Consider the following 22,317-nt stretch of genomic DNA (forward strand, 5'->3'; position numbering starts at 1 on the left):
AGCGGTGGAGAGCCCTTTGTTCGCTCGTCCACTTGTCCGCATGAGTTGAGAGTAAGTGATCGCAACTCGTCCGCACAAGTGGATGACTGGTAAGTGGCGGGTAAGAGTTAGCTCACCTTGAAGACATCTTCGAGCTCGTGCAAGCTCCCGGGCAGGGCCAGGCACGCCACCATCAGCACGTCGCCGGCCGGGTCATGCACGGTGGCCAGCACGCCGAGGACCGGGTTGGATGACCCGAGCAGCTCGGCTTCCTCCTGAGTGGGCATGCGCGCGCTGACTCGCTCGGTGATGTGGTCGAAGCGCAGGTGCTTGACGGCCTGGAGGTGCTGGCGGATGCCGCGCCGCAGGGGTTCGGGCTTGTCCAGGTCGGTGCCGATGGCATGCTCCAGCGGCACCCAGACCGTCTCCACGGCCGAGATCACGTCCGCCTGTCGAGCCACCCGCTTACGCATGATCACTGGGGTCTGCTCGGCAACACCCAGCAGACGCGCTACATGCCGTGGGGCTGGAACGCGCCCGGCTTCCACCACCGCATCGGCGCTCTCGCCCTGCTCGGTAGTCGTCTGGCTGGGCCGCATCCGTTCGGCCGTGCTCTCTGGACGACCCTTCACAAAGGAGCCGCGCCCGTGCTCGCGCTCGATCCAACCTTGCATGGCCAACGTCTGAAGGGCGCGTACCACCGTGGTTCGGCCGACGCCCAATTCGCGCACGAGCTGTGTTTCGGACGGCAGCATGTCGCCCGGGGCGTACTCGCCTGACTCGATACGCTCTTGAATGGCCCGCATCACCTGGGCGTATTTCGGTGGGGCGAAGTCCATGCTCATCTCAACCGCCCGTTCGCTCTTGCACTCATGCGCACAAGCACAGTACCGGTTAAGGATGTGCTTGTCAGGCCCCATCAGGGTGCAGGCATAGTGACCTTACTGCCGTCTCGATCAAGGGCATCGAGGAGCGTGAGGCACTTCGCGCACGCCTGAGGGGCAGTGGGGGAGAAGGTCAGCGACCAACCGCAGAAGGGCAGCGGCTTGACCGGCGAAGAACAAACGGCGAGCTTCGTTCCAGGCACGACGGCGTGCTGCTTCAGGACGCGGCCCTCTTTCGAGAAGCCGGCCACGTACGTCTGGACAGCGACCTCAGACTCGCCCGCCGGTTCATGAATCGCGAGGTCATCCCACGCGACAGCCCAACGCTGCGCACCTTCCGGAAGGTCGTACCATTCGCCGTCGAGCTTCAGGAGAGCGACGTTGCCCTCGCGCAGCACCGCCACCACCCGGCCTTCGCGCCCGATCAACATAGATCGGTAGGCCCGAGTGGAGGCGGGGCTGTGCTCCATGGTCACGATCGTTGCGCGGTTCCCGACGCGCTCCCACGTGTTCATTGAGGCTCCGCAGAGGGCGTCTCGTGTCGGCCCGCCTCAGCACATTGCTGGTTGCGCAATTCCTCGTACCGCATGGCGATACGACGGGCTGCCCGAAATGGATCAGTCGCCGGATGCCAGGCATAAATGACCCGCCGACGACCGGCATTCCACCCGGTACGCCACCAAAAGCGTCCGCCATCGCACCAAACGACGAGACCCACCCAGACCGAAACCAACGCCAGCCCATAACCGCCATGGACGTCGGCCTTGATTCCGTCGTGCCGCAAAGCCTCTTGAAGGAGCTCGGCCGACCGACAGGGATCCTGAATGATCACCAGGGGGGCGATCATTTGGCGACCCGCTCAAATAGTACGGAACCAGCCGGGTCGAGATATGCCCGGAAGATATGACGGCTTGACCAGCCGTCAGCACCCGTGCCGAAGTCGAAGACCTTGTGCACGATGCTGCCTCGAATAGAGGCGTCACCCGGCATGCCTCGCATCGCCTTGCGCAACTCGTCCATCGCGGTGGCCTGGAAGGCAGAGGACCCGCACGGTCCCAAGGCATCGCCCTGCTCTGAGCTGATGCGGACTTCCCACTCGAACCGCTCCTGAGGCGTCTCGGCTGGCCCCGGGCAGTGCAGGCAGTCCTCTTGGGCGGATGCCGCCAGACCCAGCCCCGAAGCCGCCACGTGGCCGCGCCGGGTGACGATCTTCCAGCCCCGTCCCTCGCACTCTGTGCATCTGACTGGCGTTGTCATGCCGGACAGCATGATTGCCGATACTTTTCTTACCTATCCCACGCTGGTATATGACGATGGGATATAGGCTCCGCCACACGGCAATGCATCATCCGGACAATGACAAAGCCGGAGGTCAGCAATGCAGAATGGCGCGTTCGACCCAATTGAGCTACCCGCCGTTGTCTGGGAACAGGAACGGACCCGGGAAATTCTCAGAGAGCGCGACATTGCCGGACTTTTCGGTCTTGCGGTCAAATACGGCGCGAGTCAGGTCCGCATCGGCACCGCCACCGGCCTCGGTCAGCCCCGTGTGAACGCCATCCTGCACGGCAACGGAACGATCAAAGAACTCGCCGTCATCGAGCGCATCGCCTCTGGCCTACGCCTGCCCGACCACGTCCGCATGCTCCTCGGCCTGGCCCCGCTCGACATCGCCTCACCCACCGGCGACCACGACGACGAACATGAGGAACAAACCACCGAACTAATCAGCCGCCTGGACGCCGCCGCAGCAGTCGACCCCACCACGGTCATGATCCTGCGCACTGACACGAACAATCTGCGCTTGCTGGACCGCCGTCTTGGAGGTCCTGCCATCGCCGACAAGATGCACGCCCAGATGGCCCAGATCCAGCGCGCCCACCGCCACGCCATCCGCCCCGGCCTACGCGCCGGCCTGGCGCACCTACTCGCCGAAACCGCCTCACTCGCGGGATGGCAGGCCATCAACACCCTGGCCTTGAACGACGCCTGGACGCACTACGAGCGAGCCAAGGCCGCCGCATATGAGGCTGACGACGCGGCCCTACTGGCCTATGTCTCTGGCGAACAGGCGTACGTCCTCATGGAGCTCGGCCGCCCCGCCGAAGCCACCGAACTCCTGCAGCATGTTCACGAGCAGCACGGCGGCCACTTGCCGGCTCGCCTCCGCACCTGGCTCTCAGCAGCCGAAGCAGAAGCCGCCGCTATCCTCGGCGACGAGACCATCTGCCGCGCGGCTCTCGACCAGGCCGCCGCCCTCCTTCCCGAAGGGGACGGCGATGCGGAAATGCCGTACCTGTCCATCAACGCCCACCACATAGCCCGCTGGCGCGGCAACTGTCTCGTACGTTTCGGCGACCCAGACACCGCCGAAGACCTTCGCTCAGCCCTTGCCGGTATGGACGGCACCTACAACAGGGCCGAATCCGGCGTCCGCTGCGACCTCGGCCATGCCCTCCTGGCCGTCGGCAACCCCGAAGCCGCCCAACCCCACATCCAACGCGCTCAGCAACTGGCCACCATGACCGGCAGTCGCAGACAGCGCCGCCGCATCGACGAACTGTCGAAAGCCGTCAACCGCGCGCTCGGCCGTTGAGCCACACCTGAGCCTGAAGCAACCCGATCAACGTTCCGGATGTCCAGATGTCTCCGCGGGCAATCATGCTGGGAACCTCTGCCATCGGAACCCACTCGATCCGGTCGGCCTCCACCTCTCCTTCAGGCGTGCCCACCAGCTCGGCCCCGCGCGCCACGAACAGCAGGTGCTCTGCATCCACCATGCCGGCCATCGGCTGATAGCTCACCAGGCGCTCAACGTTTTTCGGCCGGTACCCGGTCTCCTCCTCCACCTCCCGGATAGCGGTCGCCATCGGATCCTCGCCGGCCTCGACGAGCCCGCCGGGAAGCTCCCACCCCCACCGATCGAACACGAACCGATGCCGCCACATCAGCAAGACACGATCCTGCTCATCGATGACGACGGCGATCGCAGCCCGATCCAGATGCACCACGTGATGCTCGAACCGTTCCCCGCCGGGGATCTCCACGTCGGCCAGCCCCAGCCGAATCCATCGGTTGTCGTAGATCAGCCGTTCCCCATGCACAACCCAGCGCGTCAGCTCAGCGTCATCAGCCACACCGCGACGCTATCGTCTTATACGTTCCTCATACATGGCATCGAACCGATACACCAGCGTTGAGACTGAGCCCGAGTCCCTGGTCCACCATCAATATGCCAGCGGCCACCAAGCCTGGCAGCCTCCCAGGACAGCGTTGCGGCTCCGAACTGGAGAGATCCTTGGCCAGCCTAGTCGAGCTCCTATCAATCCCTAAAGGCCACACATAGCACGGTTTCGCTGCTAGCATATAGGGTTTAAACCGTGTGGGAAGAGTCGCAATGGTCCTACCCAATTACGCTGAGTAAGCACAATGACCGCGTCCAGGGCTCCATGCTCTTAAAGTGGCTACCGTGGAACGACAAACCTTCCGCCAAATTGGGCACGATGTGACAGATCGCCTCTAAAAGGAACGCATAGCCGAACGACGGCATTATCCATGTGGTGGGTGTGCGAATGATGAATGTGCGTGGTGCTGTGGTGACGGTTGCCACGGCGGCAGGAGTCGTACTGGTTGGAGTAGCCACAAATCAGGTTCTTGACGACGGAAAATTAAGTTGGACATGGGCCTATCTTGCCTTCGGCTTGGCGGTCCTCGGGGCTCTTATAGCTCAACATGTCTCGCAGGTGGCGTCCAGAAATGGAAGCGACGCCTCAGCTAGTTCTTTGTCGGCTGGCCGAAGGCGAACTTATCTACGCCAGTTGAGAGCTAGCGTCAGCGACATGGAGACGATTGGCGTAAAGACTCAGGCCGAGTTTGTGTTGAAAATGCGTCAGGTATATGTTGACGTTAGCCTAGTGCCGAAGCCTTCCCAAGATACAGTCCACGAGCCATACGTGGGCATCGATGCCACCAGCGCGTACAATGACAGGCGCACTTTGGAATCTTTCCTTGGCAATCATCGACGTCTTGCTGTCATCGGTGGTCCCGGCACAGGTAAGACCACGCTTGTACGAAACACTGCGTTGATTTGTAGCAGACGTGGGTGGCGAATCTGGAAACGTACAACGCTGCCAATCCTCCTATACATGCGAGATCACGCCGAAATGATTCTCTCGCAGGCATCACAGAGCCTTGCAGAGGTGGCAGTCTCGGCGGGTTGGCTGGCAGGAAAAATCCCGGCGGTTTGGGTAGAGAAACGGCTTGATCGAGGCGGTTGTATCGTCCTCCTCGATGGCTTAGATGAAGTCGCAGACGAATCTCATAGGGGGCAAGTAGTTGCTTGGGTCAAGCGACAAATTGAACGCTACCCCTACAACGACTATGTGCTCACTTCTCGGCCATATGGATACTTGTCTAATCCACTTCCAAATGCCGAAGTACTGCAGGTGAGACGCTTCACTGGAGGGCAAATCTCTCACTTTCTGCATAACTGGTATTACGCAATTGAGTGCCGAGCAGTCGGAGCCAAGGGTGCTCGGGTTCGCGCGATCTCCTCCCGTAAGGCAGACGATCTATTCCACCGGATAAGACAGCAGTCAGCGCTCCATGACTTGGCAGCCAATCCATTACTTCTCACTATGGTTGCCAATGTCCACAGGTATCGAGGGCAACTTCCTGGAAGTAGATCGGAACTATATGCAGAGATGTGTGACGTTCTTCTTCATCGTCGACAGGAAGCAAAGGATCTAGAGAATACTACAGGGCTGCGCGGGCACCAAAAGGAGCATGTCATGCGTCACCTGGCGCTCGACATGATGACCGCACAAGTACGCGACATTCACGCTGCGGATGCTGAAAGAGCCATCCAGAAGTCTCTTCGGCTGGTATCACCAGGATTATCACCCGTAACGTTCCTGCAAGATGTGTGTAGGAGCGGACTGCTCGTAGAACGTGAACATGACATTTATGCCTTTGCCCACCTTACACTTCAGGAGTATTTGGCAGCAGCCCAAATAAGAGAGAAGCGTCAGCTGCTGAGTCTGCTTACGGATAATGTTGATGATGTATGGTGGCGTGAATGTACGTTGTTGTGGGCGGCCGCCGCGGATGCAACCCCTGTCATCGAAGCGTGCCTAATCTCCGGATCGTACCGCGCTTTAACTCTAGCATTTGACTGTGCTGATGAGGCGCGAGAAGTGGACCCCGGTGTGCGCGGCCGTCTTGAAGAATTTCTTTCCAATACCGATGCAGCCGAAAAGGTTGACGTAGCCCGCCGTAGGCTTGTCGACGGCGTGAAAGCTACACGCTTCTTGCGCGACACTATTTGGATCGATGAAGGATCTGCTGTTTGTGCGCAGGCAGTAAGTAATGAACTGTACGGATTGTTCGTTCGGAATGAGCTTGCAGCCGGACGTTATGTTTATAATCCAGCACTAAGAGACGTCACGTTGGGCTATGAAAACAGCATGCCGGCTGTAGGCGCTAATCTTGGAGAAGTAGAGCGCTTTGTTGCATGGCTGAATTCGCTGTTCGATGGGGGGCAAGCCTATCGCCTCCCTGATGCAGAAGAAGTCAGTTCTCCGGCCGTTAAGTTAGTGAAGGGTATCGGCAAAAATACCATCTGGATCAGGAATAAGGCGGAGCTTAGTTTGTTTCGCCCAGAGGTTGCTCCTTGGCCATATGCAGCTTCATCTGAAGATGTAAGAAGATATCCTGTACGGGATCGCAAGCAAACCAGTCTGAATCTACGATTGGCCCTTGTGACGCCGGGCCTAGAGTTTGATCGTATCCTTGTTTATGGTCACGCTCTGGCTACTGCTCGTGCTCAAATGGTGCATCAGGAGCGTGATAATCCAAAAATTGGTGTCTACAAGCTTATGCTAATGCTTGAGCTTGGGCGATCTCTCCTTCGCCCACCTAACCAAGCTCGAGCACAGCACATAGAAGATCTTCGCGGACTGTTAAACAGTCAACGGGCCACCGCTAGCGAGGTGCGGGCCAGATCAGAGTCACTTGCGAGTGAGCTTGGACTTGACTTCACCTTTCTTCAGGACACGACTTCCTATGTCGATCCTTTTGCCTACGACAAGGCTCTCAAGGCTGCTATTGAGCATGCCCAACCTGAACTGGGTGAGCGTAACCATCCTGAGATACTGGCACGCGCTAACGCGCTAGATCGGCAGCTTGATTTCGCGCTGGGGATTGGTCATAAAGCCTTCCCGTACCGCGATTTCGCTATAGGCTTGGACTTTTGTAGAAATCTAAATGATGGGCTGAGCCTTGAAAGCGCGCATGAAGCTGTGCACAAACTATGTTCGATTCTTAAGACAGCGTGTGATGGTGGTGGACGCGCTAGCTCTGTGGCGAGCCTCGCGCAGGAGGTTGCTCGCATCGGTGACGTAGCGCGTGATGTCCAACATGCTCTTGGCCACGTTCGCCATTATGAGAATGAAGATGAGCTTAGGTCATATGGTAGCTTGAATGTATATCTTGATTCCATCTGCAAAATGGCGGATTCTCTCTCAAGGAATCTAACTAGCGACCTAGCGAGTGCGCTTGACAACGGTTTCATCTCCGATCTTGAAGCCGCTCTAGGCCGGGCTTATGCGCGGGCTTGCGACCTGGAGAGAGCGATAGAGGTCTCCACGACTCGAAGACGTGAGCTTGAGGACATGGTCGACCTCGCTAATGACCTTGATCTTGCCTCTGAACTTTCGCTCCAAACAAGGGTAAAAGAAATTCATGTTTTGGTGCGCAGCTATCGAATCATCCTTAGGTTGTGGAAACCGCAGGCGTCCAGATCTCTCGGGGAGCTAGATGAGTACATCGCGGATCTGCTTGCGAAGCATCCAATCTCGACTCCTATCCGAGAAAATCCCCGAAATATTCTCAAGGGGGCAATTCACGAAGTTCAGCGGAGCCAACACCGCCAGCCATCGCAAGTTTTCGGATATCAGGTAAGTCGGCTTAAGGAAGTCGATTCCTTTATTGGCAAGATATTTGACGGAATTGTTCCTATCAATGGCGAATCCATGGCTGTTGCTCGTATGGAGTTGATCGCCACTTTGGCCATGCTGGATAAGGTTGGTAACAACAAGGCTGGGGTATTGGTGGCACAGTCATTCGCGAGTCTGGTTGCACTTCAAGAACATGCGGAAGGTTCGTTGCGTGCCAATGAAATCATTCTGCTCGGCCCAGCTTAGTGTCTAAACGGTGTTCCGGGCTCCTCGGCCGCACTGGCGGCGGTTGACTGATGCCCAGGAATCTTGCCGAGTTGTTCTTATAGGTATCAAGCGGCGGCGCGGCGCGCCGCCGTACCCGGCCCGCCGCCTGCCCGCCGCCCGGGCATGCGGCCTGGGGGCCGGTCCCGGGCGGCGGCAGTTCGGGCCGCACCGCCGACCATCCACTCGCCGCATCCATCGAACCCGCCGACGTGAGCGACGCGCCGCCGCACGGAGCCGGTCGCATCGTCGCCGGCCGCACGAGTTCCGCTCGCCCTTCGCTTCGGGTGCCTACGGCATGCTGTCGGCCACGCTGCTCAGGTTCAACGCATAGCGCTCAAAGAAAGAGCATCGGGTCATGTGGATGCTCCATGGGCTCAGGATGGGCTCTACACCAGTCCACGACCCGGAGCGTTAGGCGGTCGAAGGGAGCGTCATCAATGGCTGGTCGCTCGTAGTCAGCGAGACGATCGAGGTCCGCGATCAGCTCTCGCAAGTCCTTCTCGTCAAAGAGGGTCGGGTCAACAAGCATGGACCGGAGGAAGGCCTGGAGGCGCTCGAAGCTGTCGCTCCAGTTGATGTTGCCGTTGCGTTGTGCCTCGTTTCGGAGCTTCTCGACGGCACGGAGGAGTTCTCCTTGAACGGTGTCGGCTTGGCCGCGGGGAGGTACGTACGACTGCCATATCCGGCGGGCGTCAGCGGCATACTGCGGGTCCACGACGCTCACCGTACAACCATGCCTCCGGCGGGGAACTCCGGCTCCGGGATGATCGCGACAAGCCGAGGTGGTCACGTGGCTGGGGTGGAAGCCTGATCTTCCCGTCGCCGTCGCCCCAGGACAAGCCCAAGCAGACCAAGGGCCAGGGGCGAAGGTCGTTCTTCCAGTAGGGAGCTCCACCTTCACCCCTGGCCCTTGGCCCGCTTCCCTGCCGGGTGGGACGACGGCAACGGGACGATCAGGCAGGTGGAGGACGTGTGCGAACTGCGCAGCTCCGCAGCTTCCGCGATCTTTCCAGCATGAGCACGGAGCTCGTCATCGGTTGGTTGTGTGTCCCGTACGGCTTCCCAGTCATCGATGAGGATCATGAGTTCGGTGATCTCCGGCGGATAAGCGCACTTCGCCATTAGCTCAGTGATCAGGAAATCGGCTCCGGATGAGATCGGTAGTGAGCCGTCCCGCATGGCCAGCGAGATATCGCGGGCGGTGGCCCATGGCTCTTGGCTGGTGTCCATGGGAGGCATGCCGCACTCGGACAACACCTGACGGATCAACGGCTCGATCTCGGACATGGAGCCGATGGATAGAGCGTGTCCGGCCAGCTCAAGGGTGGCAGGCGTGTCAAGTCCTGCCCCGATCAGGTCGCAGGCGATCCATCCCGCATCGGCGGTAGAGCCGACAAGGCGCCCGCGTAGCAGGTGGCCTCGAAGCGTGGCCAGTTGGTCACGCAATTCTGCTGGGAGCCTCATGAGACCATTATCAGGGCGCGCTAACTGCCTCACCGCATGATCGGCTTGCCGTGCAATATGCGGGAAATGATCATCACATCCAAGCGCGTGTGCAGGAGTCGCCTACCAGGTCAAGGCGTAGGTGCGAGCGTTAGTCGCGACGCCCTGTAAAACCGTCGGCTCAGCCTACGCAAGTTCGAACCTTGCACCTGCCACACCAGCGGGAAGAGGCCCGTCACCAGCGGAAACGCGGTGACGGGCCTCTCGCTTTGTGTCCGGCTGTCTACGGCGATCCCCGGTGTCCAACGGCTTCTCACGGCCAATACGCGGCCAAGTTTGGAAGGGGTGTGGCCGTGTCCCAAGCCGCTCACGCGGGCGACGGAGCCTAGGTCGATCTTGCCGTGGGCGACGGGATTGAACGGTTGTGGTTGGCGCGGGCGTTGATCCGCCTGCCTGGGCCGGCAATGCGTAAGGGCAGCAGTGAAGTCGTTCCGCGAGGCCAGGCAATCGGGATGTGGAGCCCGACGACACAACTGCTGGGAATGTGCGGCGACGCGTCGATCGTTATGCCGCGGCGGCCAGGTGAGAGAGCCTGTCTCCACGGATCACGACCAGTGGTAGCCCAGGTTTACGGCTAGTACGGCTACCGCAGTGGCGAAGAATCCGGCCCAATTCACGAGCTTGCGGGAACCCACTCGCAGGTGCTCAAGACGCGCGCGCCGAGGAAGTACAACACAAGGCTGAAGGCGGCGAGTGTTCCCAGCATTGGCACGGCGAACCCGCCCAGCAGCCCCAAGGAGCCGGGCCGGCGTCGGCAAACACACCGTCTACCGCCGCTGGCCCTCTCGGGGGCTGCTGTTCCTCGACGCGGTCCTCAGCTTGAACACGGCAGGCCTGGACCACCCCCGACACCGGCGACATCGTGGCCGATCTACGCGAGGTGATGACCAGGGCCGCCGACCTGCTAGGCCGGGACACCCTGGGTCCAGGACCTCATCGGCGAAGCTCAGCACGATCCCGAGGTCGCCGCCGCACTCAACCGGCGTCTCATCGAGCCACAGACCGCCAACACCCTGGCTGGCCTCCGGGCCGCCAAGGACCAGGGTCAACTCGCTCCCGACTTCGACCTGGACCTGGCGTTCGAGGTCCTGTCTGGCCCCTTGTACTACCGGTTGCTGATCACACAGCAGCCGTTGGCCCCCGACTACATCAACCGCGTACTCCATGCCCTCTTCGCCGGGTTGAGCCCCAGACCGCAACCGCGATAGCGGCACCTTGCCTCCGGCGCAGATGCGCTGGAGGCAAGGTGCCGACGTACGGGTACGGACGCGTAGTTCACCCGGGGTAGGGCTTACTCCTGCAGGATGGACAGGGCTCGGGATGGGCACAGGGTGACGGCGTGGCGCGCCTGTGCGGCGCTCTGGTCGTCGAGGTGGTCGGTCAGCAGGGCCACGATCCCGTCGTCGTCCTGGTCGAAGACAGCCGGTTCGGTCAGGACGCACTGGCCGGAGCCGACGCAGAGACTAGTGTCCGCGTTGATGCGCATCATGTCCGGCCTACCAGGTGACCGGGAGTTCGTGAACGCCGTAGATGACGGCGTCGGACTTGAACGGCAGCTCCTCGGCCGGTGCGGCGAGCCGCAGGGTGGGGATACGGCGGAACAGCGTGTCGAAGACGATCTGCAGTTCCATCCGGGCCAGGTTCTGGCCGAGGCACTGGTGCGGGCCGAAGCCGAAGGCGATGTGGTGGCGGGCCCCGCGCTCGACATCCAGTTCGCCCGGGTCCTTGAACACGGCCGGGTCCCAGTTGGCCGACAGCATCGAGACGATGACGCCCTCGCCGGCCTTGATGCTCACCCCGCCGATCTCCACATCTTCGGTGGCCAGCCGGGAGGTGACTCCGTCGGCGATGGTGAAGTAGCGCAGCAGTTCCTCCACTGCCATGGGTGTCCGGCCTGGGTTGCCCTTGACCACGGCCAGCTGCTTCGGATGGGAGAGCAGCCCGACCACGCCGAGCGAGATCATGTTCGCCGTGGTCTCGTGCCCGGCGGTCAGCAGCAGGAAGGCCAGGCTCACCAGGCCCGCGTGGTCGAGGGTGCCCTCCTGGCGTTGCCGGGCGATCTGCCGGCCGAACAGGTCGTCGCTGGGTTCGGACTCCTTGCGGGTGACCAGGTCGTCGATGTAGGCGCGCAGCTCGGCGAAGGCTCGCTGGCGGCCTTCCAGCGACGTCCGGCGCACCATCATGGTGGTACGGCTCTGGAAGAAGTCGTGGTCGGCGTACGGGACGCCGAGCATTTCGCAGATCACCAAGGAGGGCACCGGCAGGGACAGCGCCTGCACCAGGTCGACCGGCCGCTGGTCGGCGGCGAGCATGCCGTCGATGAAGTGGTCGACGATGTCCTGGATGCGCGGGCGCAGCGCGGCCAGCCGCTTCACGGTGAACTCGCCGATCACCGAGCGCCGGGCCGCGGAGTGTTCCGCGCCGTCCATGCCGAGCATCAACGGCGGCTGGTTGCGGAGCTGCTGCAGGGTCGCCGCATCGAGGGTGAAGAGCGGGAAGCCGTCCTTGCGCTTGTCGGAGGAGAAGCGGCCATCGATGAGGACGGCCCGGGCCTCCTCATGCCCGGACACCCACCATGCCTCTCCGCCGCTGGCCAGGCGGACCTTGCTGATCGGCGCCTGCTCGCGCAGTTGCTCGTAGGCGGCGGGCGGGGCGAACGGGCAGCCCCGTCCGACCGGCAATTCCAGACCGGCGAGTTCGTCGGCAACGCTCTTCGTCATGAATGACCTCCCAGTACTAGATCTGGCGGGATGTGTTCTGCTTGTGGCGGCCTCCGGAACCGGCGGTGTCCTGCGGAGGCCGAGAGCCGCCTGTCGCGCCACCGTCAGGTCCATGTCGCTCCAAGGCCGTGGGCCGGTTCGTCACCGGTGTTCATCGCAGGCTGAGCGGGGTCTCGGATTCGCTGGGGACAACATCTCCGGGTCGCGGACGCGTAGGAGAGGCCGGTGATGCGGCCGTCCTGGGAAGGTCCGCGGTGGCGGCACGGCGCACGCGCAGGCTGCCGGCCAGGCACAGCACGACACCGAGCGTGAGCCAGGTGACCAGGACGATGACGGAGTGGGTGACGCCGTGGCCGTCGAAGAAGGCGGTGGAGCGCAGCAACTGGCCACCCGCCCCGGGCGGCAGCAGTTGGCCAAGGACGCCGGACCAGCCGGGCAGCATTTCGGGCGCGGTCGCGGCACCTGACAGGGGATTGCCGATGAGCATCATGGCGACGGCGCCGAGACCGAAGCCCGCCACCCCGAACAGCGACTCCAGCCCGAGGATGCTCAGCGAGGTGGCCGCGACGGTCAGGGCGACGGCGGCGCTGTTGGCCCAGTACGCGCCGCCCAGCGAGCCGAGCCAGAACTGAAGGATCGCCGCCGCGGCCAGGCCGCCGGTGATCGCGGAGGCGAGCGCTCCGGTGACCCGGCGGGCGGTGCCGCGGACCAGTCTGGTCAGCAGGAGCGCGGCGAGCAGGCCTCCCATGACCAGGGGAAGGGCTCCGGCGGCCAGGCCGGCGCCGCGCGGGTCGTCGGCCGGCAAGGCGACGAGGTCACGGACGGCGACCGCCGTGCGGGTGCCCGGTGCCTGCGCCTGGCTCAGCCCGGTCGCGACGCTCTGCAGGGTCTGGGCGACCGCAGTGCCGGCGGCGCTGGCCATGATGACCTGTGGGGTGCCGGAGCTGACGTCGATCGCCCCGTAGACCTCCCGGTCGCGGATCAACCGTTCGGCGGCCGCGGTGCCGGCGACCTCGGTGATCTCGAAGCCGTCCGGTAGACGTCGGCCGAGAGCGGCGCTGACCTGCTCGACCGCGGCGGCCGGCCCGGCGACGGCGATCGGCACATCGTGTACCGACGAGCGCACCGACGGCCAGGCGAAGGCGGTGAGAAGCACGGAGATGCCCGCCGTGAGCAGGACGACCGCCCTGACCACCGTTAACCAGGGTGACCGTGGTGTGTCGGCTGCCAGCGGGGCCTGAACGGCCATATCTGCTCCTCGAATACAACGTTTGCGTGATTTACGTGATGACGGGGCGGGCCGGTACGCGGATGCCTTCGCCCGGAATGCTCCGCACTGCCGCGCGCGGCGGCCGACGGATTACTTCAGCGTGAGCGGGGTCTCGGATCCGATGCGGGTCAGCTTCTGCGGGTTGCGGACGTAGTAGAGGCCGGTGATGCGGGCGTCCTCGACCCGGGCCGCAATGACGCCGTCGATCTCGCCGTCCACGCACAGGAGAAGCGCCGGGTTGCCGTTGACCACGGTGGGCTCGCCGGTGAGCGCGATCTGGGCCTTGCCGAGACCGCTGACGATCATGCGGGCGACCTTGCCGGCGCCGATGATCGGCTGCGGCGCGGCCTGTTTGACGCCGCCGCCGTCGCTGATCAGGACGACCTCGGGGGCGAGCACGTCGAGCAGCCCCTGCAGGTCCCGGGTTTCTACCGCACGCTGGAACGACTCCAGCACCGCCCGGGTCTGGCTCGGGGAGACCACCTCCCGAGGGCGGCGGGCATCGACGTGCCGCCGGGCCCGGTGCGCGATCTGGCGCACGGTCGCCGGGGTCTTGCCGACCGCGGCCGAGATCTCGTCGTAGCTCACATCGAAGACCTCGCGCAGCACGAAGACGGCGCGCTCGGTCGGCGACAGCGTCTCCAGGACGAGCATCAGCGCCATCGACACACTCTCGGCGAGCTCGACGTCCTCGGCCACGTCCGGCGTGGTGAGCAGCGGCTCGGGCAGCCACGGGCCGACGTAGGCCTCCTTGCGGCGCTTCAGGATGCGAAGCCGGTCGAGCGAGCGCCGGGTGGCGATCCGCACCAGGTAGGCGCGTTGGTCGGACACCTGCTCAAGGTCGACCTTGACCCACCGCAGCCAGGTCTCCTGCAGGGCGTCTTCGGCGTCGGCGGCCGAGCCGAGCATCTCGTAGGCGACGGTGAACAGCAGGTTGCGGTGGGCGAGGAACACCTCGGTTGCCGGGTCCATCCGGCCACCACCAGCCGTCGGCTCGGCTTTGCCCGTCGTCGCATCCCAGCGCCCGTTCATACCTGGCTCCTGCCTGTTCACCCGCAACTCCTGCTCCATGCACAAGGCGTTGGCAACCACCGCGGTGTGACACCCGCGATCGGTGACACATGTCACACGACCGCGCTGTCACAAAGTTCCGGGCGCTCACGCCACGTGGTCGTCAGGACGCCGCGCGAACGATATGCGCGGCACACAACTTCCCGAGCGATCACTTCGGCCCCATGGCGCAGTGACCGCCGCGCAACCGCCACCGCAGAAAGAACGGAAAGGACATCATGAGCAAGGTCTGGTTCGTCACCGGTTCGTCTCGCGGCCTGGGCCGCAACTTCGTCGAGGCGGCCCTGTCCCGGGGTGACAAGGTGGCCGCGACCGCGCGGACCATCGGAAGCTTTGACGAGCTGGTCGCCGCCTACGGCGGGGCGGTGCTTCCGTTGGAGCTGGACGTGACCGACAAGGCCGCCGTCTTCGAGAGCGTGAAGCGGGCCGGGGAGCACTTCGGCCGTCTCGACGTCATCGTGAACAACGCCGGCTACGCCTATGTCGGCGCGATCGAGGAAATGACCGAGCAGCAGTTGCGCGACCAGCTGGAGACCAACGTGTTCGGCGCGGTGTGGGTGATCCAGGCCGCGCTGCCGTACCTGCGTGAGCAGGGTGCAGGGCACATCATCCAGCTGTCCTCGGCGGCCGGGCTCATGGCGTTCCCGCTCAGCGGCGCCTACAGCGCCTCCAAGTGGGCCCTGGAAGCTGTGAACGAATCCCTCGCCCACGAGGTCGCCGACTTCGGCATCAAGGTGACCGTGATCGAGCCCGGCGGCTTCGCCACCAGGTCCGGCAAGAACCCCGATCCCCTTCAACAACGGCCACCTGGCCGAGCCCAACCCGGTCTACGACGCTCTTCGCCAGCGCATCGCCGCGTTCGCGGGCAAGCAGCCCGCCGGTGACCCGGCCGCCGCGGCCCAGGCACTCCTCAAGCTCGTCGACTCCGACAATCCGCCCCTGCGGGTGCTGTTCGGGCAGGGCTTCTACCCGATGCTCCAGCAGGTCTACGCCGACCGGCTCAAGACCTGGGCCGACTGGCAGGACCTTTCGGCGCAGGCGCACGGCAACCTCGATCAAGAAGATCGCTGACCCAGGGCCGAGCCGACTCACCAGAAGCAAGCGAACCGACAGGAGCACCACATGAAGCACCGCATCGTCGTCCTCGGCGCCGGCTATGCCGGGGCCTACGTGGCCGGGAACCTGGCCCGCCGGCTGTCCCCAGCGGACACCGAGATCACCGTGGTCAACGCCGTGCCGGACTTTGTCCAGCGAATGCGGCTGCACCAGCTCGCGGCGGGCCGCGACATCGAGGCTCCGAAACTCGCCCACGTCTTCGCGGGCACGGGGATACGGCTGCGCCTGGCCCGGGTCACCGCCGTCGACCCCGAGCGCCAAGTCGTCGCCGTGGCCGACACCGACACCGACGGCGTTGTCGGCGGTGAGCTCGGCTACGACACGCTTGTCTACGCGCTCGGCAGTCACGGCGCCGACCACGGCGTCCCCGGCGCGGCCGAGCACGCCTTCGACGTCGCCGCCCGGCCATCGGCGCTGCGCCTGCGCGAGCGCCTGGACAGCCTGGACAGCCTGGACAGGCGGGGCGGGCGAGGCGAGGGCGGGAGGGTGGTGGTCGTCGGCGACGGGTTGACCGGTATCGAGGCCGCCACCGAGTTCGCCGAATCCCGGCCGGGCCTGTCGGTGGCGCTCATCGCCCGCGGCGAGCTGGGTGCCCGGCTCTCCGCCGGAGCCCGCGGCCACCTGCGCCGGGCCTGCGACCGGCTGGGTGTCACCGTCCTGGAGCACACCCGCGTCGAAGCCGTCGAAGCGACGCGGGTGCTGTGCGCCGACGGCACCGCCCTGACGTCCGACGCGACCGTGTGGACGGCGGGGTTCGGGGTCAGCCCCATCGCCGCCGCCGGCGGGCTGGAGGTCACCGAGAACGGTCAGATCGTCGTCGATCGCACCATGCGGTCGGTCTCGCACCCGAACGTGTACGCCATCGGCGACAGCGCCTATGCCATCGGCGACAACGACCGGCCGTTGCCGATGTCCTGCGCGTCGGCCGGCTATACCGGCCGGCAGGCTATCGAGGCGATCGTGGGACGCCTGACCGGCCGCAAGATTGCGAAGACCAAGCTGGTCTACACGTACAACCACATCAGCCTCGGACGGCGAGACGGGATCCTGCAGACGGTCAACGACGAAGGGCAGGCAAAGCCGAAGTACCAGGGCGGCCGGAAGCCCGCACGGATCAAGGCGGGCATCCTCAAGGTGGCGCTGTGGGCCACCTCGCACCCCACCTACGGCATGCCCACGCGCAAGCACCGCCTGGCCGCCGCGCCGGACGCGGCCCGTCGAGAAGGCGCTCGCGTAATCGCCTCACGTGGCCCGCGTGCACAGCACCGCCACTGATCGCTTGAGCGCCGGTCGGTTCGAGGTCAGCCGGAACGAACCGGCTGGCCTCGCGGGCGTTCCGGCTGCTGGGCTCCGCCGCCGACGTCGAAAACGCCGTGCAGGACGCGTTCCTGCACTGGCATGCCACCGACCGGCAGCGGATCAAGGTGCCGGAAGCATGGCTGACCAAGGTCATCACCAACCTGTGCCTCGATGGCACCCGCCCTGCAGGTCGAGCCGACGGGGCGGGTGCCGTCGAGGTGACCGGCGAGCTGGTCCCATTGGGAGTAGTAGCGGGCTGGCCGGGTTTTGCCCACACCTGGGGCGCCGAAGCAGAGACCGACGTAGCGCAGGGGATCCCGGACCCGAGGGGACGGGAGATCTTGGACCTAAACAAGATCGTTGACATCTGAAGCGTCTAGGGCCCCGCTGACCACGCGCCGGGATCGGCTCAGCCGCGCGGCGCGTACATGATCATCAGGACTCCCACCAGGCAGACGAGCGCGCCGATGACATCCCAGCGATCGGGACGAAACCCGTCGACGGCCATGCCCCACGCCAGCGATCCGGCGACGAACACGCCGCCGTAGGCGGCCAGGATGCGGCCGAAGTTCGCGTCCGGCTGGAGAGTGGCGACGAATCCGTACAGGCCCAGCGCGATGATGCCGGCCCCGATCCACAGCACACCGCGCTGCTCGCGTACGCCCTGCCAGATCAGCCATGCCCCGCCGATCTCGGCGAGCGCGGCCAGGGCGAACAGCACCAACGAGCGGACGATCGTCATGACCGGTAGTACAGCGCATCCCCGTGAGAGGGTTTGCGCCGGGTCGACGCCGATGTCGTCATAGCTCAGCAGTCGCAGCCGCTCCCGCCGCAGTCACAGCCTTTCTCGGTGGCAGTCGCACGCGAGGCGCGGCGGCGATGCAGCCGCCATATGCCGCCGGCGGCGGCGATCAGCAGCACGGCCATGGCCGGCAGGGTCTGCTTGGCCAGGGCGGCGCCGGAGATGGTGAGGGGAACAGCGGTGGTCGTGATGGGTGCTCACGTGGTCAGTTCTCATTGGAGGCGCGGCTTGCGGCCAGATCGGCGAACGGCAGTGGGCAGTCGGGGCAGGTGCAGTTGGTCAGGTTGTCGCACCCGGCGCTGACCACCTGGGTCAGTGCCTCCCGGATGGTGGTCAAGTCGGCGATTCGTGCGTCCACCTCGGTGATCTTGGCCAGGGCGCGGGCGCGGAGGTCCGGGGTGGGGTGGCCGGGCCGGCCGGTGTCGATCAGCTCGGCCACCTCCGCCAGGGTGAAGCCGAGCCGCTGGGCGGCTTTGATCACGGTCAGCAGGGTGACGGTTTCGGGCGGGTAGGCGCGGTGCCCGCCGGGGCTGCGCGCCGGTTCGGCGATCAGCCCGCGGCGTTCGTAGTAGCGCAGGGTCTGGAGGTTGATTCCGGCCTGCTCGGCCACCTGTCCGCTGCGCAGGTACGGCCCGTCGATGTCCTGTCTCACGCTGATCGCCCCGCTGCGGCGGGTGCGTTCGCGCGGCTGTCCTCGAAGGCAGGCCCGGCCTCCACCAAATGCGCGGCTCCAGGGGCCGGCAGCGCGCGCAACTCCTCACGCGTGATGCGATCCATCACTTTCCGTCCCTTGAGGGCTTGGAGGGGCGTCTTCGTCATGCGGAGGCCGCCGCGCCCGCGCGGGCCTGCAGCGCGTCCAGCACCTCGGCCTGCTCCGGCGGCACCGCCACCTCCAGCGCCAGGCTTCCGGCGGAGATGGCGAGGGTGAAGGTGAAGAACGAGCAGCAACTGTTCTCCCGCGCCGTCAGCTCGGCGGCGTGGGCGGCATTGTCCGGGGTGAAGACGAGCTCCAGGCGTAGCCGGGTGTGTTCCGGCCGGGACAGGGCCTGCACCGCCTCGGCGAACAAGGCGTCGAACTCGGCCACCCGCAGTGGCCGCTCGGCGGTGGGCAAGGTGCAGGCTGAGGGCATCCATTCCTGGTCAAGGGCAATGTCGTGAGTCATGCCTCGACGGTAAGCCTGTACCTAGGTATCGGATGCAAGTCCCCGAGCGACCTTTGTGCGTTTCGGCCGACGGGGCTCCGATTTGCCGGCGGGTGTCGCTGTGCGAGGTGCGTGCGGCGGGCACAGGTATGGGGTCCACGGCGCGCAGGTCTGCCGGGTGTCCGACTTGCGAGGCTGCCATGGCGGCGCTGGTCGGCGAGTTCGTCCACAGTCGGGCAAGCACGTGGAAGTCGCCGAGGCTCGGGGTCAGTGTGCGAGCCGGTCTCGTACCGCGTTTTCGATGAGGACGGGAAGATATGCGTCCGTGCCGGGTGTGGCAGCGCTGGCGGAGGACCGCAGGGCGTTGCTGGAGCTGGCGCGGAAGGTGCTGCCCGAGGCGGAACGGCCATAAGGGGCTGTTTGAGCCCTTGAACGTGGCTATTGCCTCAGCGCGCCTGCGCCCGGCGAGTCTTGGGCTCGTCTTCAACGTCCGGCCGGGAAATCGTCATACGCGGGGTGTGAACTGGTTCAGGTCGTAGATGCGGAGCGTCTTTTCGATGTCGGCGACCTGCGCGACGATGCCGGTGAAGCCGGCCGCGCCGAAGCGGCGGTGTTCCTCGTCCTCGAAGGTCTCGGCCATCTGGACGAATTCCCTGGGCGGGATGACGTCCCGCATGGCGGGGAAGACGACGGTGTCCTCGCGGGCCTCGTGTGGCTCGTACATGCGGATGAAGGCGGCCAGGTTCGTGACCAGGTCGCGACGGGGCTGCTGGGGTGTGGGTTTGGCGGTGGCGTTCAGGATGCGGCCGGTCAGGACGCGTCCGCGCTGGTGCTGCTGGAGCAGCACCGAGACGGTGTCGGTGAGTTTGCCGGCCTTGACCAGGCGCGGGAAGACGTACCGTTCTTCGAGTCGCTCGTGGTATTCCTCGATGAAGGTTCGGATGATGCCGGCCCCGGCGTGCAGGGCTTGTTGGGGGACCTGTTCGCCGGCGTTGATCCGGCGGATGCCCTCCCGGTAGATCAACAGGACGCGTTTGAGGACCCCGTGTTCCCTCATGAGGTCCTCCGGCGGCGTGACCGGCACCTCTTGCGTCTGCTCCTGGCTGGGGGCAGGTGTGGGCGTTGCGGCGCTGCCGGCTTGTCGTGTGGTGCCGCATCCGGTCAGCACCGCCGAGCCGCAGGCCAGGGCGATGGGCAGGCCGATCATTTCGCGGCGGCGCACGATCGGTGTTTCGCGGTCGGCCCTTGCTTCGTCCATGGCGTTCGGCACTCCGTCTCCTGGCCAGTCCGACGCGGTCCGGCTGGACGGCATCACGCCGGATGCCTGCCCGGTCGCCGGTGATCCGATGCGATGACGTGGGTAATGCTTGCCTCGGCTTGGCCGGTCGCGCGTTGGCCGCCGGGTGTGGGCCCGACAGGGATGAAGCTCACCGGTTCTACGAGATGATCTGCCAGGGGCGCATGATCTCGTTGTCCTCGTGTTCCAGCATGTGGCAGTGCTGGATGTAGGTGGCGGGGAACGCGGTGCCCGTGCCGGGGATGCCGTCGATGGGCGGGGGAACGTCGAAGCGCAGGCCGATCCGGGTGACCATGCCGGGAAGGGTGACGACGGTGTCCTTCCAGCCCTCCTCCTCGGCTGCCGGGGGCGTCACCGGGCCGTTGAGGTAGCGGGCGAGGGCAGGTTTGGCCGCAGGCGGGCGTCCCCGCGCGATCCAGGCCTGGTACGCCTTCAGGTAGGCGGGCGCGTCGAAGCGCTGCCGGTTGAGGAGTTGGAACTGGACGAGGTGCACGTGCATGGGGTGGCCGTCGCCGGAGGTGTTGATGTACTCCCAGATCTCGGTGGTGCCCACCCTGGGGAAGTCCTCGATGGGGTCGTCGAAGAGCCGTTGGTTGATGGCCAGGTGGGTGGATTTGTGGTGAGCGTCGCGGTCGGCGGTGATGACGAACTGCCGTCGGGGCAGGCCGGACGTGGGCCGTAGTGGTGTGATCGGCCGCAGCGACAGCCGTTCCGGCGGCGCGCTCGGGTCGGGGCCCGAGAGCTTCTTGCTCACCTGGAGCTGCATGATCTCGGGCATGGGGACGTTCATCCCGCCCTGCGGGAAGGGGGTGGCGGCGTCGTTCATCATGGTGATTTGCGAGACTTGTGGCGCGTCGGTGAGGTCGAGGATGAGGTCCGCCCGCATCGCCGGGCCGAGCAGGAGGCTGGTCAGCCGCAGTGGGGCGGCGCGGAAGCCGCCGTCGGTGCCGATCAGCCAGAACGGCCTCCGCGTGCCGCCATCCTGGAACCACAGGTGGAAGAAGCGCTGGTTGGAGCCGTTGAGGAGGCGCAGCCGGTAGCGGCGCGGCTCGACGGCCAGGTACGGGTAGGCCTTGCCGTTGACCACCGGGACGGCGCCGAAGAAGTTCGGATTCCACTTGGGGTGGTACGGCGTAGGCCCCCTGTCGGGGTAGGACAGGGCGCCGCCGGAGGTGAGGTTGCGATCCTGCAGGACCAGCGGCACCTCGTAGTCGCCGGACGGCAGCGGCAGGCCGTCTTCGAGCGAGTCGCGGATCAGATAGAGGCCGGCCAGCCCGGCGTAGATGTTCAGCCTGGTGATGGCCATCGCGTGGTCGTGGTACCAGAGCATGGTGGCCGGCTGACGGCTGGTGTAGGCGTAGACGGTCTCGTTGGGGCGGGCGCCCTGAAGGCTGGCGTAGGCGGGGCCGTGCAGGCCGTCCGGGGTGAACCACGCCTCGGGATAGCCGTCGGACTGCGGTGGGTTGAAGGCGCCGTGCAGGTGAGGGACGGCCCAGACGTTCCTGCCCGAAGGGAAGTCCTGCGGCATCCGGCCACCGGGCGGGTCGGGCGGGTCCCCGGGAACGTTGCGCCACAAGGTGACGTCGACCGCCGGCTGCAGGAGGTGCGTGGTGGGCAGATGGTTGCGGAAGCGGACCACCACCGGGCGGTTCCGTCGCGCCACCAGCGTCGGCCCGAGGTAGCCCAGGCCGATCGGTCCGTCTTCGCCCGCGGCCCAATATCCCCAGGCCTGCCCGGCCGGCAGGTCACGGTGGAAACGCCAGGGAGCCTGCAGCATCGTCAGCTCGTAGTAGTCCGCCCCGGGGTATGCCGACCGCTGCGGCTCCGGTATCGGCAGGCGCGGCACCGCGTCGACGTACTTGGCCAGGGAGATCTCCCCATCGAGCGGCGTGGCGCGACTCAAGCCGGTGACGGCCACCCCCGCACCCACGGTCACGCGTGCGAATTGCCTTCTGGTCAACTCCACCGTGCCCACCCCCTCGCCATCGCGGCACCGTCGGCCTATCCCACT

Annotated in this window: 23 protein-coding genes; 7 read left to right on the top strand and 16 right to left on the bottom strand. The window is 65.0% G+C overall.

Annotation, left to right across the window (positions count from 1 at the left end; genetic code table 11):
- Positions 1 to 107: 107 nt before the first annotated feature.
- From AB0J87_RS53515 to AB0J87_RS53525, 3 genes are all read right to left on the bottom strand, one after another.
- The gene (locus tag AB0J87_RS53515) at positions 108 to 824 is read right to left on the bottom strand and encodes a GntR family transcriptional regulator (RefSeq protein ID WP_363981299.1); all 717 of its coding nucleotides are present in this window, start codon (positions 822 to 824) and stop codon (positions 108 to 110) included.
- Between the two features lie 74 nt (positions 825 to 898).
- Positions 899 to 1,378 (bottom strand): hypothetical protein, encoded by a 480-nt coding sequence (locus AB0J87_RS53520; protein ID WP_363981302.1) that lies wholly within the window; start codon positions 1,376 to 1,378, stop codon positions 899 to 901.
- Between the two features lie 328 nt (positions 1,379 to 1,706).
- Positions 1,707 to 2,120 (bottom strand): hypothetical protein, encoded by a 414-nt coding sequence (locus AB0J87_RS53525; protein WP_363981305.1) that lies wholly within the window; start codon positions 2,118 to 2,120, stop codon positions 1,707 to 1,709.
- A gap of 121 nt (positions 2,121 to 2,241) precedes the next feature.
- Here AB0J87_RS53525 and AB0J87_RS53530 point away from each other — a divergent pair, with 121 nt between their 5' ends.
- Positions 2,242 to 3,459 carry an XRE family transcriptional regulator gene (locus AB0J87_RS53530; protein ID WP_363981308.1) on the top strand — a complete coding sequence of 406 codons (1,218 nt, stop codon included), beginning with the start codon at positions 2,242 to 2,244 and terminating at the stop codon, positions 3,457 to 3,459.
- Here the strand turns inward: AB0J87_RS53530 and AB0J87_RS53535 are convergent.
- Positions 3,437 to 4,000, bottom strand: a complete 564-nt coding sequence (locus tag AB0J87_RS53535; RefSeq protein WP_363981310.1) for an NUDIX hydrolase — start codon at positions 3,998 to 4,000, stop codon at positions 3,437 to 3,439. The genes AB0J87_RS53530 and AB0J87_RS53535 overlap by 23 nt on opposite strands.
- Positions 4,001 to 4,747: 747 nt before the next feature.
- Between AB0J87_RS53535 and AB0J87_RS53540 the strand changes: the two genes are divergently transcribed.
- A complete protein-coding gene (locus tag AB0J87_RS53540) occupies positions 4,748 to 8,065 on the top strand; it encodes an NACHT domain-containing protein (RefSeq protein WP_363981583.1) in 3,318 nt (1,105 codons plus the stop codon).
- Positions 8,066 to 8,420: 355 nt separating this feature from the next.
- On the opposite strand, the gene AB0J87_RS53545 is transcribed toward AB0J87_RS53540, so the two are convergent.
- The 3 genes from AB0J87_RS53545 to AB0J87_RS53555 form a co-directional block, all read right to left on the bottom strand.
- Positions 8,421 to 8,810: a hypothetical protein gene (locus AB0J87_RS53545; protein WP_363981313.1), complete on the bottom strand. Its 390-nt coding sequence runs from the start codon at positions 8,808 to 8,810 to the stop codon at positions 8,421 to 8,423.
- Between the two features lie 62 nt (positions 8,811 to 8,872).
- Positions 8,873 to 8,968: an MYXO-CTERM sorting domain-containing protein gene (locus tag AB0J87_RS53550; protein ID WP_363981586.1), complete on the bottom strand. Its 96-nt coding sequence runs from the start codon at positions 8,966 to 8,968 to the stop codon at positions 8,873 to 8,875.
- A gap of 15 nt (positions 8,969 to 8,983) precedes the next feature.
- Positions 8,984 to 9,550, bottom strand: a complete 567-nt coding sequence (locus AB0J87_RS53555; protein WP_363981316.1) for a hypothetical protein — start codon at positions 9,548 to 9,550, stop codon at positions 8,984 to 8,986.
- 974 nt (positions 9,551 to 10,524) lie between these two features.
- Here AB0J87_RS53555 and AB0J87_RS53560 point away from each other — a divergent pair.
- The gene (locus AB0J87_RS53560) at positions 10,525 to 10,797 is read left to right on the top strand and encodes a TetR-like C-terminal domain-containing protein (RefSeq protein ID WP_363981589.1); all 273 of its coding nucleotides are present in this window, start codon (positions 10,525 to 10,527) and stop codon (positions 10,795 to 10,797) included.
- A gap of 83 nt (positions 10,798 to 10,880) precedes the next feature.
- Here the strand turns inward: AB0J87_RS53560 and AB0J87_RS53565 are convergent, their stop codons facing one another.
- From AB0J87_RS53565 to AB0J87_RS53580, 4 genes are all read right to left on the bottom strand, one after another.
- A complete protein-coding gene (locus AB0J87_RS53565) occupies positions 10,881 to 11,078 on the bottom strand; it encodes a (4Fe-4S)-binding protein (protein ID WP_363981319.1) in 198 nt (65 codons plus the stop codon).
- Between the two features lie 7 nt (positions 11,079 to 11,085).
- Positions 11,086 to 12,309 carry a cytochrome P450 gene (locus AB0J87_RS53570; protein ID WP_363981322.1) on the bottom strand — a complete coding sequence of 408 codons (1,224 nt, stop codon included), beginning with the start codon at positions 12,307 to 12,309 and terminating at the stop codon, positions 11,086 to 11,088.
- Between the two features lie 151 nt (positions 12,310 to 12,460).
- Positions 12,461 to 13,504, bottom strand: a complete 1,044-nt coding sequence (locus AB0J87_RS53575) for a hypothetical protein (protein ID WP_363981325.1) — start codon at positions 13,502 to 13,504, stop codon at positions 12,461 to 12,463.
- A 165-nt stretch (positions 13,505 to 13,669) separates the two neighbouring features.
- The gene (locus tag AB0J87_RS53580) at positions 13,670 to 14,551 is read right to left on the bottom strand and encodes an RNA polymerase sigma-70 factor (RefSeq protein WP_363981328.1); all 882 of its coding nucleotides are present in this window, start codon (positions 14,549 to 14,551) and stop codon (positions 13,670 to 13,672) included.
- A 317-nt stretch (positions 14,552 to 14,868) separates the two neighbouring features.
- On the opposite strand from AB0J87_RS53580, the gene AB0J87_RS53585 reads away from it, so the two are divergent.
- The 4 genes from AB0J87_RS53585 (at position 14,869) to AB0J87_RS53600 (ending at position 17,436) form a co-directional block, all read left to right on the top strand.
- Complete coding sequence (locus tag AB0J87_RS53585; RefSeq protein ID WP_363981330.1) at positions 14,869 to 15,534, top strand: SDR family NAD(P)-dependent oxidoreductase; 666 nt, start codon at positions 14,869 to 14,871, stop codon at positions 15,532 to 15,534.
- 61 nt (positions 15,535 to 15,595) lie between these two features.
- On the top strand, positions 15,596 to 15,721 hold the full coding sequence (locus tag AB0J87_RS53590; protein WP_363981333.1) for a hypothetical protein: 126 nt from the start codon (positions 15,596 to 15,598) through the stop codon (positions 15,719 to 15,721).
- Between the two features lie 51 nt (positions 15,722 to 15,772).
- Entirely contained in the window at positions 15,773 to 17,041 is a 1,269-nt protein-coding gene (locus tag AB0J87_RS53595; RefSeq protein WP_363981336.1) for an FAD-dependent oxidoreductase, read from the top strand.
- Between the two features lie 98 nt (positions 17,042 to 17,139).
- Positions 17,140 to 17,436, top strand: a complete 297-nt coding sequence (locus AB0J87_RS53600) for a hypothetical protein (protein WP_363981339.1) — start codon at positions 17,140 to 17,142, stop codon at positions 17,434 to 17,436.
- Between the two features lie 38 nt (positions 17,437 to 17,474).
- Here AB0J87_RS53600 and AB0J87_RS53605 read toward each other — a convergent pair whose 3' ends face one another.
- From AB0J87_RS53605 to AB0J87_RS53625, 5 genes are all read right to left on the bottom strand, one after another.
- Positions 17,475 to 17,807, bottom strand: a complete 333-nt coding sequence (locus AB0J87_RS53605; protein ID WP_363981342.1) for a YnfA family protein — start codon at positions 17,805 to 17,807, stop codon at positions 17,475 to 17,477.
- 265 nt (positions 17,808 to 18,072) lie between these two features.
- Positions 18,073 to 18,519 (bottom strand): MerR family transcriptional regulator, encoded by a 447-nt coding sequence (locus tag AB0J87_RS53610; RefSeq protein WP_363981345.1) that lies wholly within the window; start codon positions 18,517 to 18,519, stop codon positions 18,073 to 18,075.
- Positions 18,520 to 18,682: 163 nt separating this feature from the next.
- Entirely contained in the window at positions 18,683 to 19,030 is a 348-nt protein-coding gene (locus AB0J87_RS53615; protein ID WP_363981348.1) for a hypothetical protein, read from the bottom strand.
- 484 nt (positions 19,031 to 19,514) lie between these two features.
- Positions 19,515 to 20,267: a hemerythrin domain-containing protein gene (locus tag AB0J87_RS53620; RefSeq protein WP_363981351.1), complete on the bottom strand. Its 753-nt coding sequence runs from the start codon at positions 20,265 to 20,267 to the stop codon at positions 19,515 to 19,517.
- Between the two features lie 178 nt (positions 20,268 to 20,445).
- Complete coding sequence (locus AB0J87_RS53625) at positions 20,446 to 22,272, bottom strand: multicopper oxidase domain-containing protein (protein ID WP_363981354.1); 1,827 nt, start codon at positions 22,270 to 22,272, stop codon at positions 20,446 to 20,448.
- Between the last annotated feature and the right edge of the window lie 45 nt (positions 22,273 to 22,317).

The organism is Nonomuraea sp. NPDC049625 (assembly GCF_040675285.1).
GTDB lineage: Bacteria > Actinomycetota > Actinomycetes > Streptosporangiales > Streptosporangiaceae > Nonomuraea > Nonomuraea angiospora_A.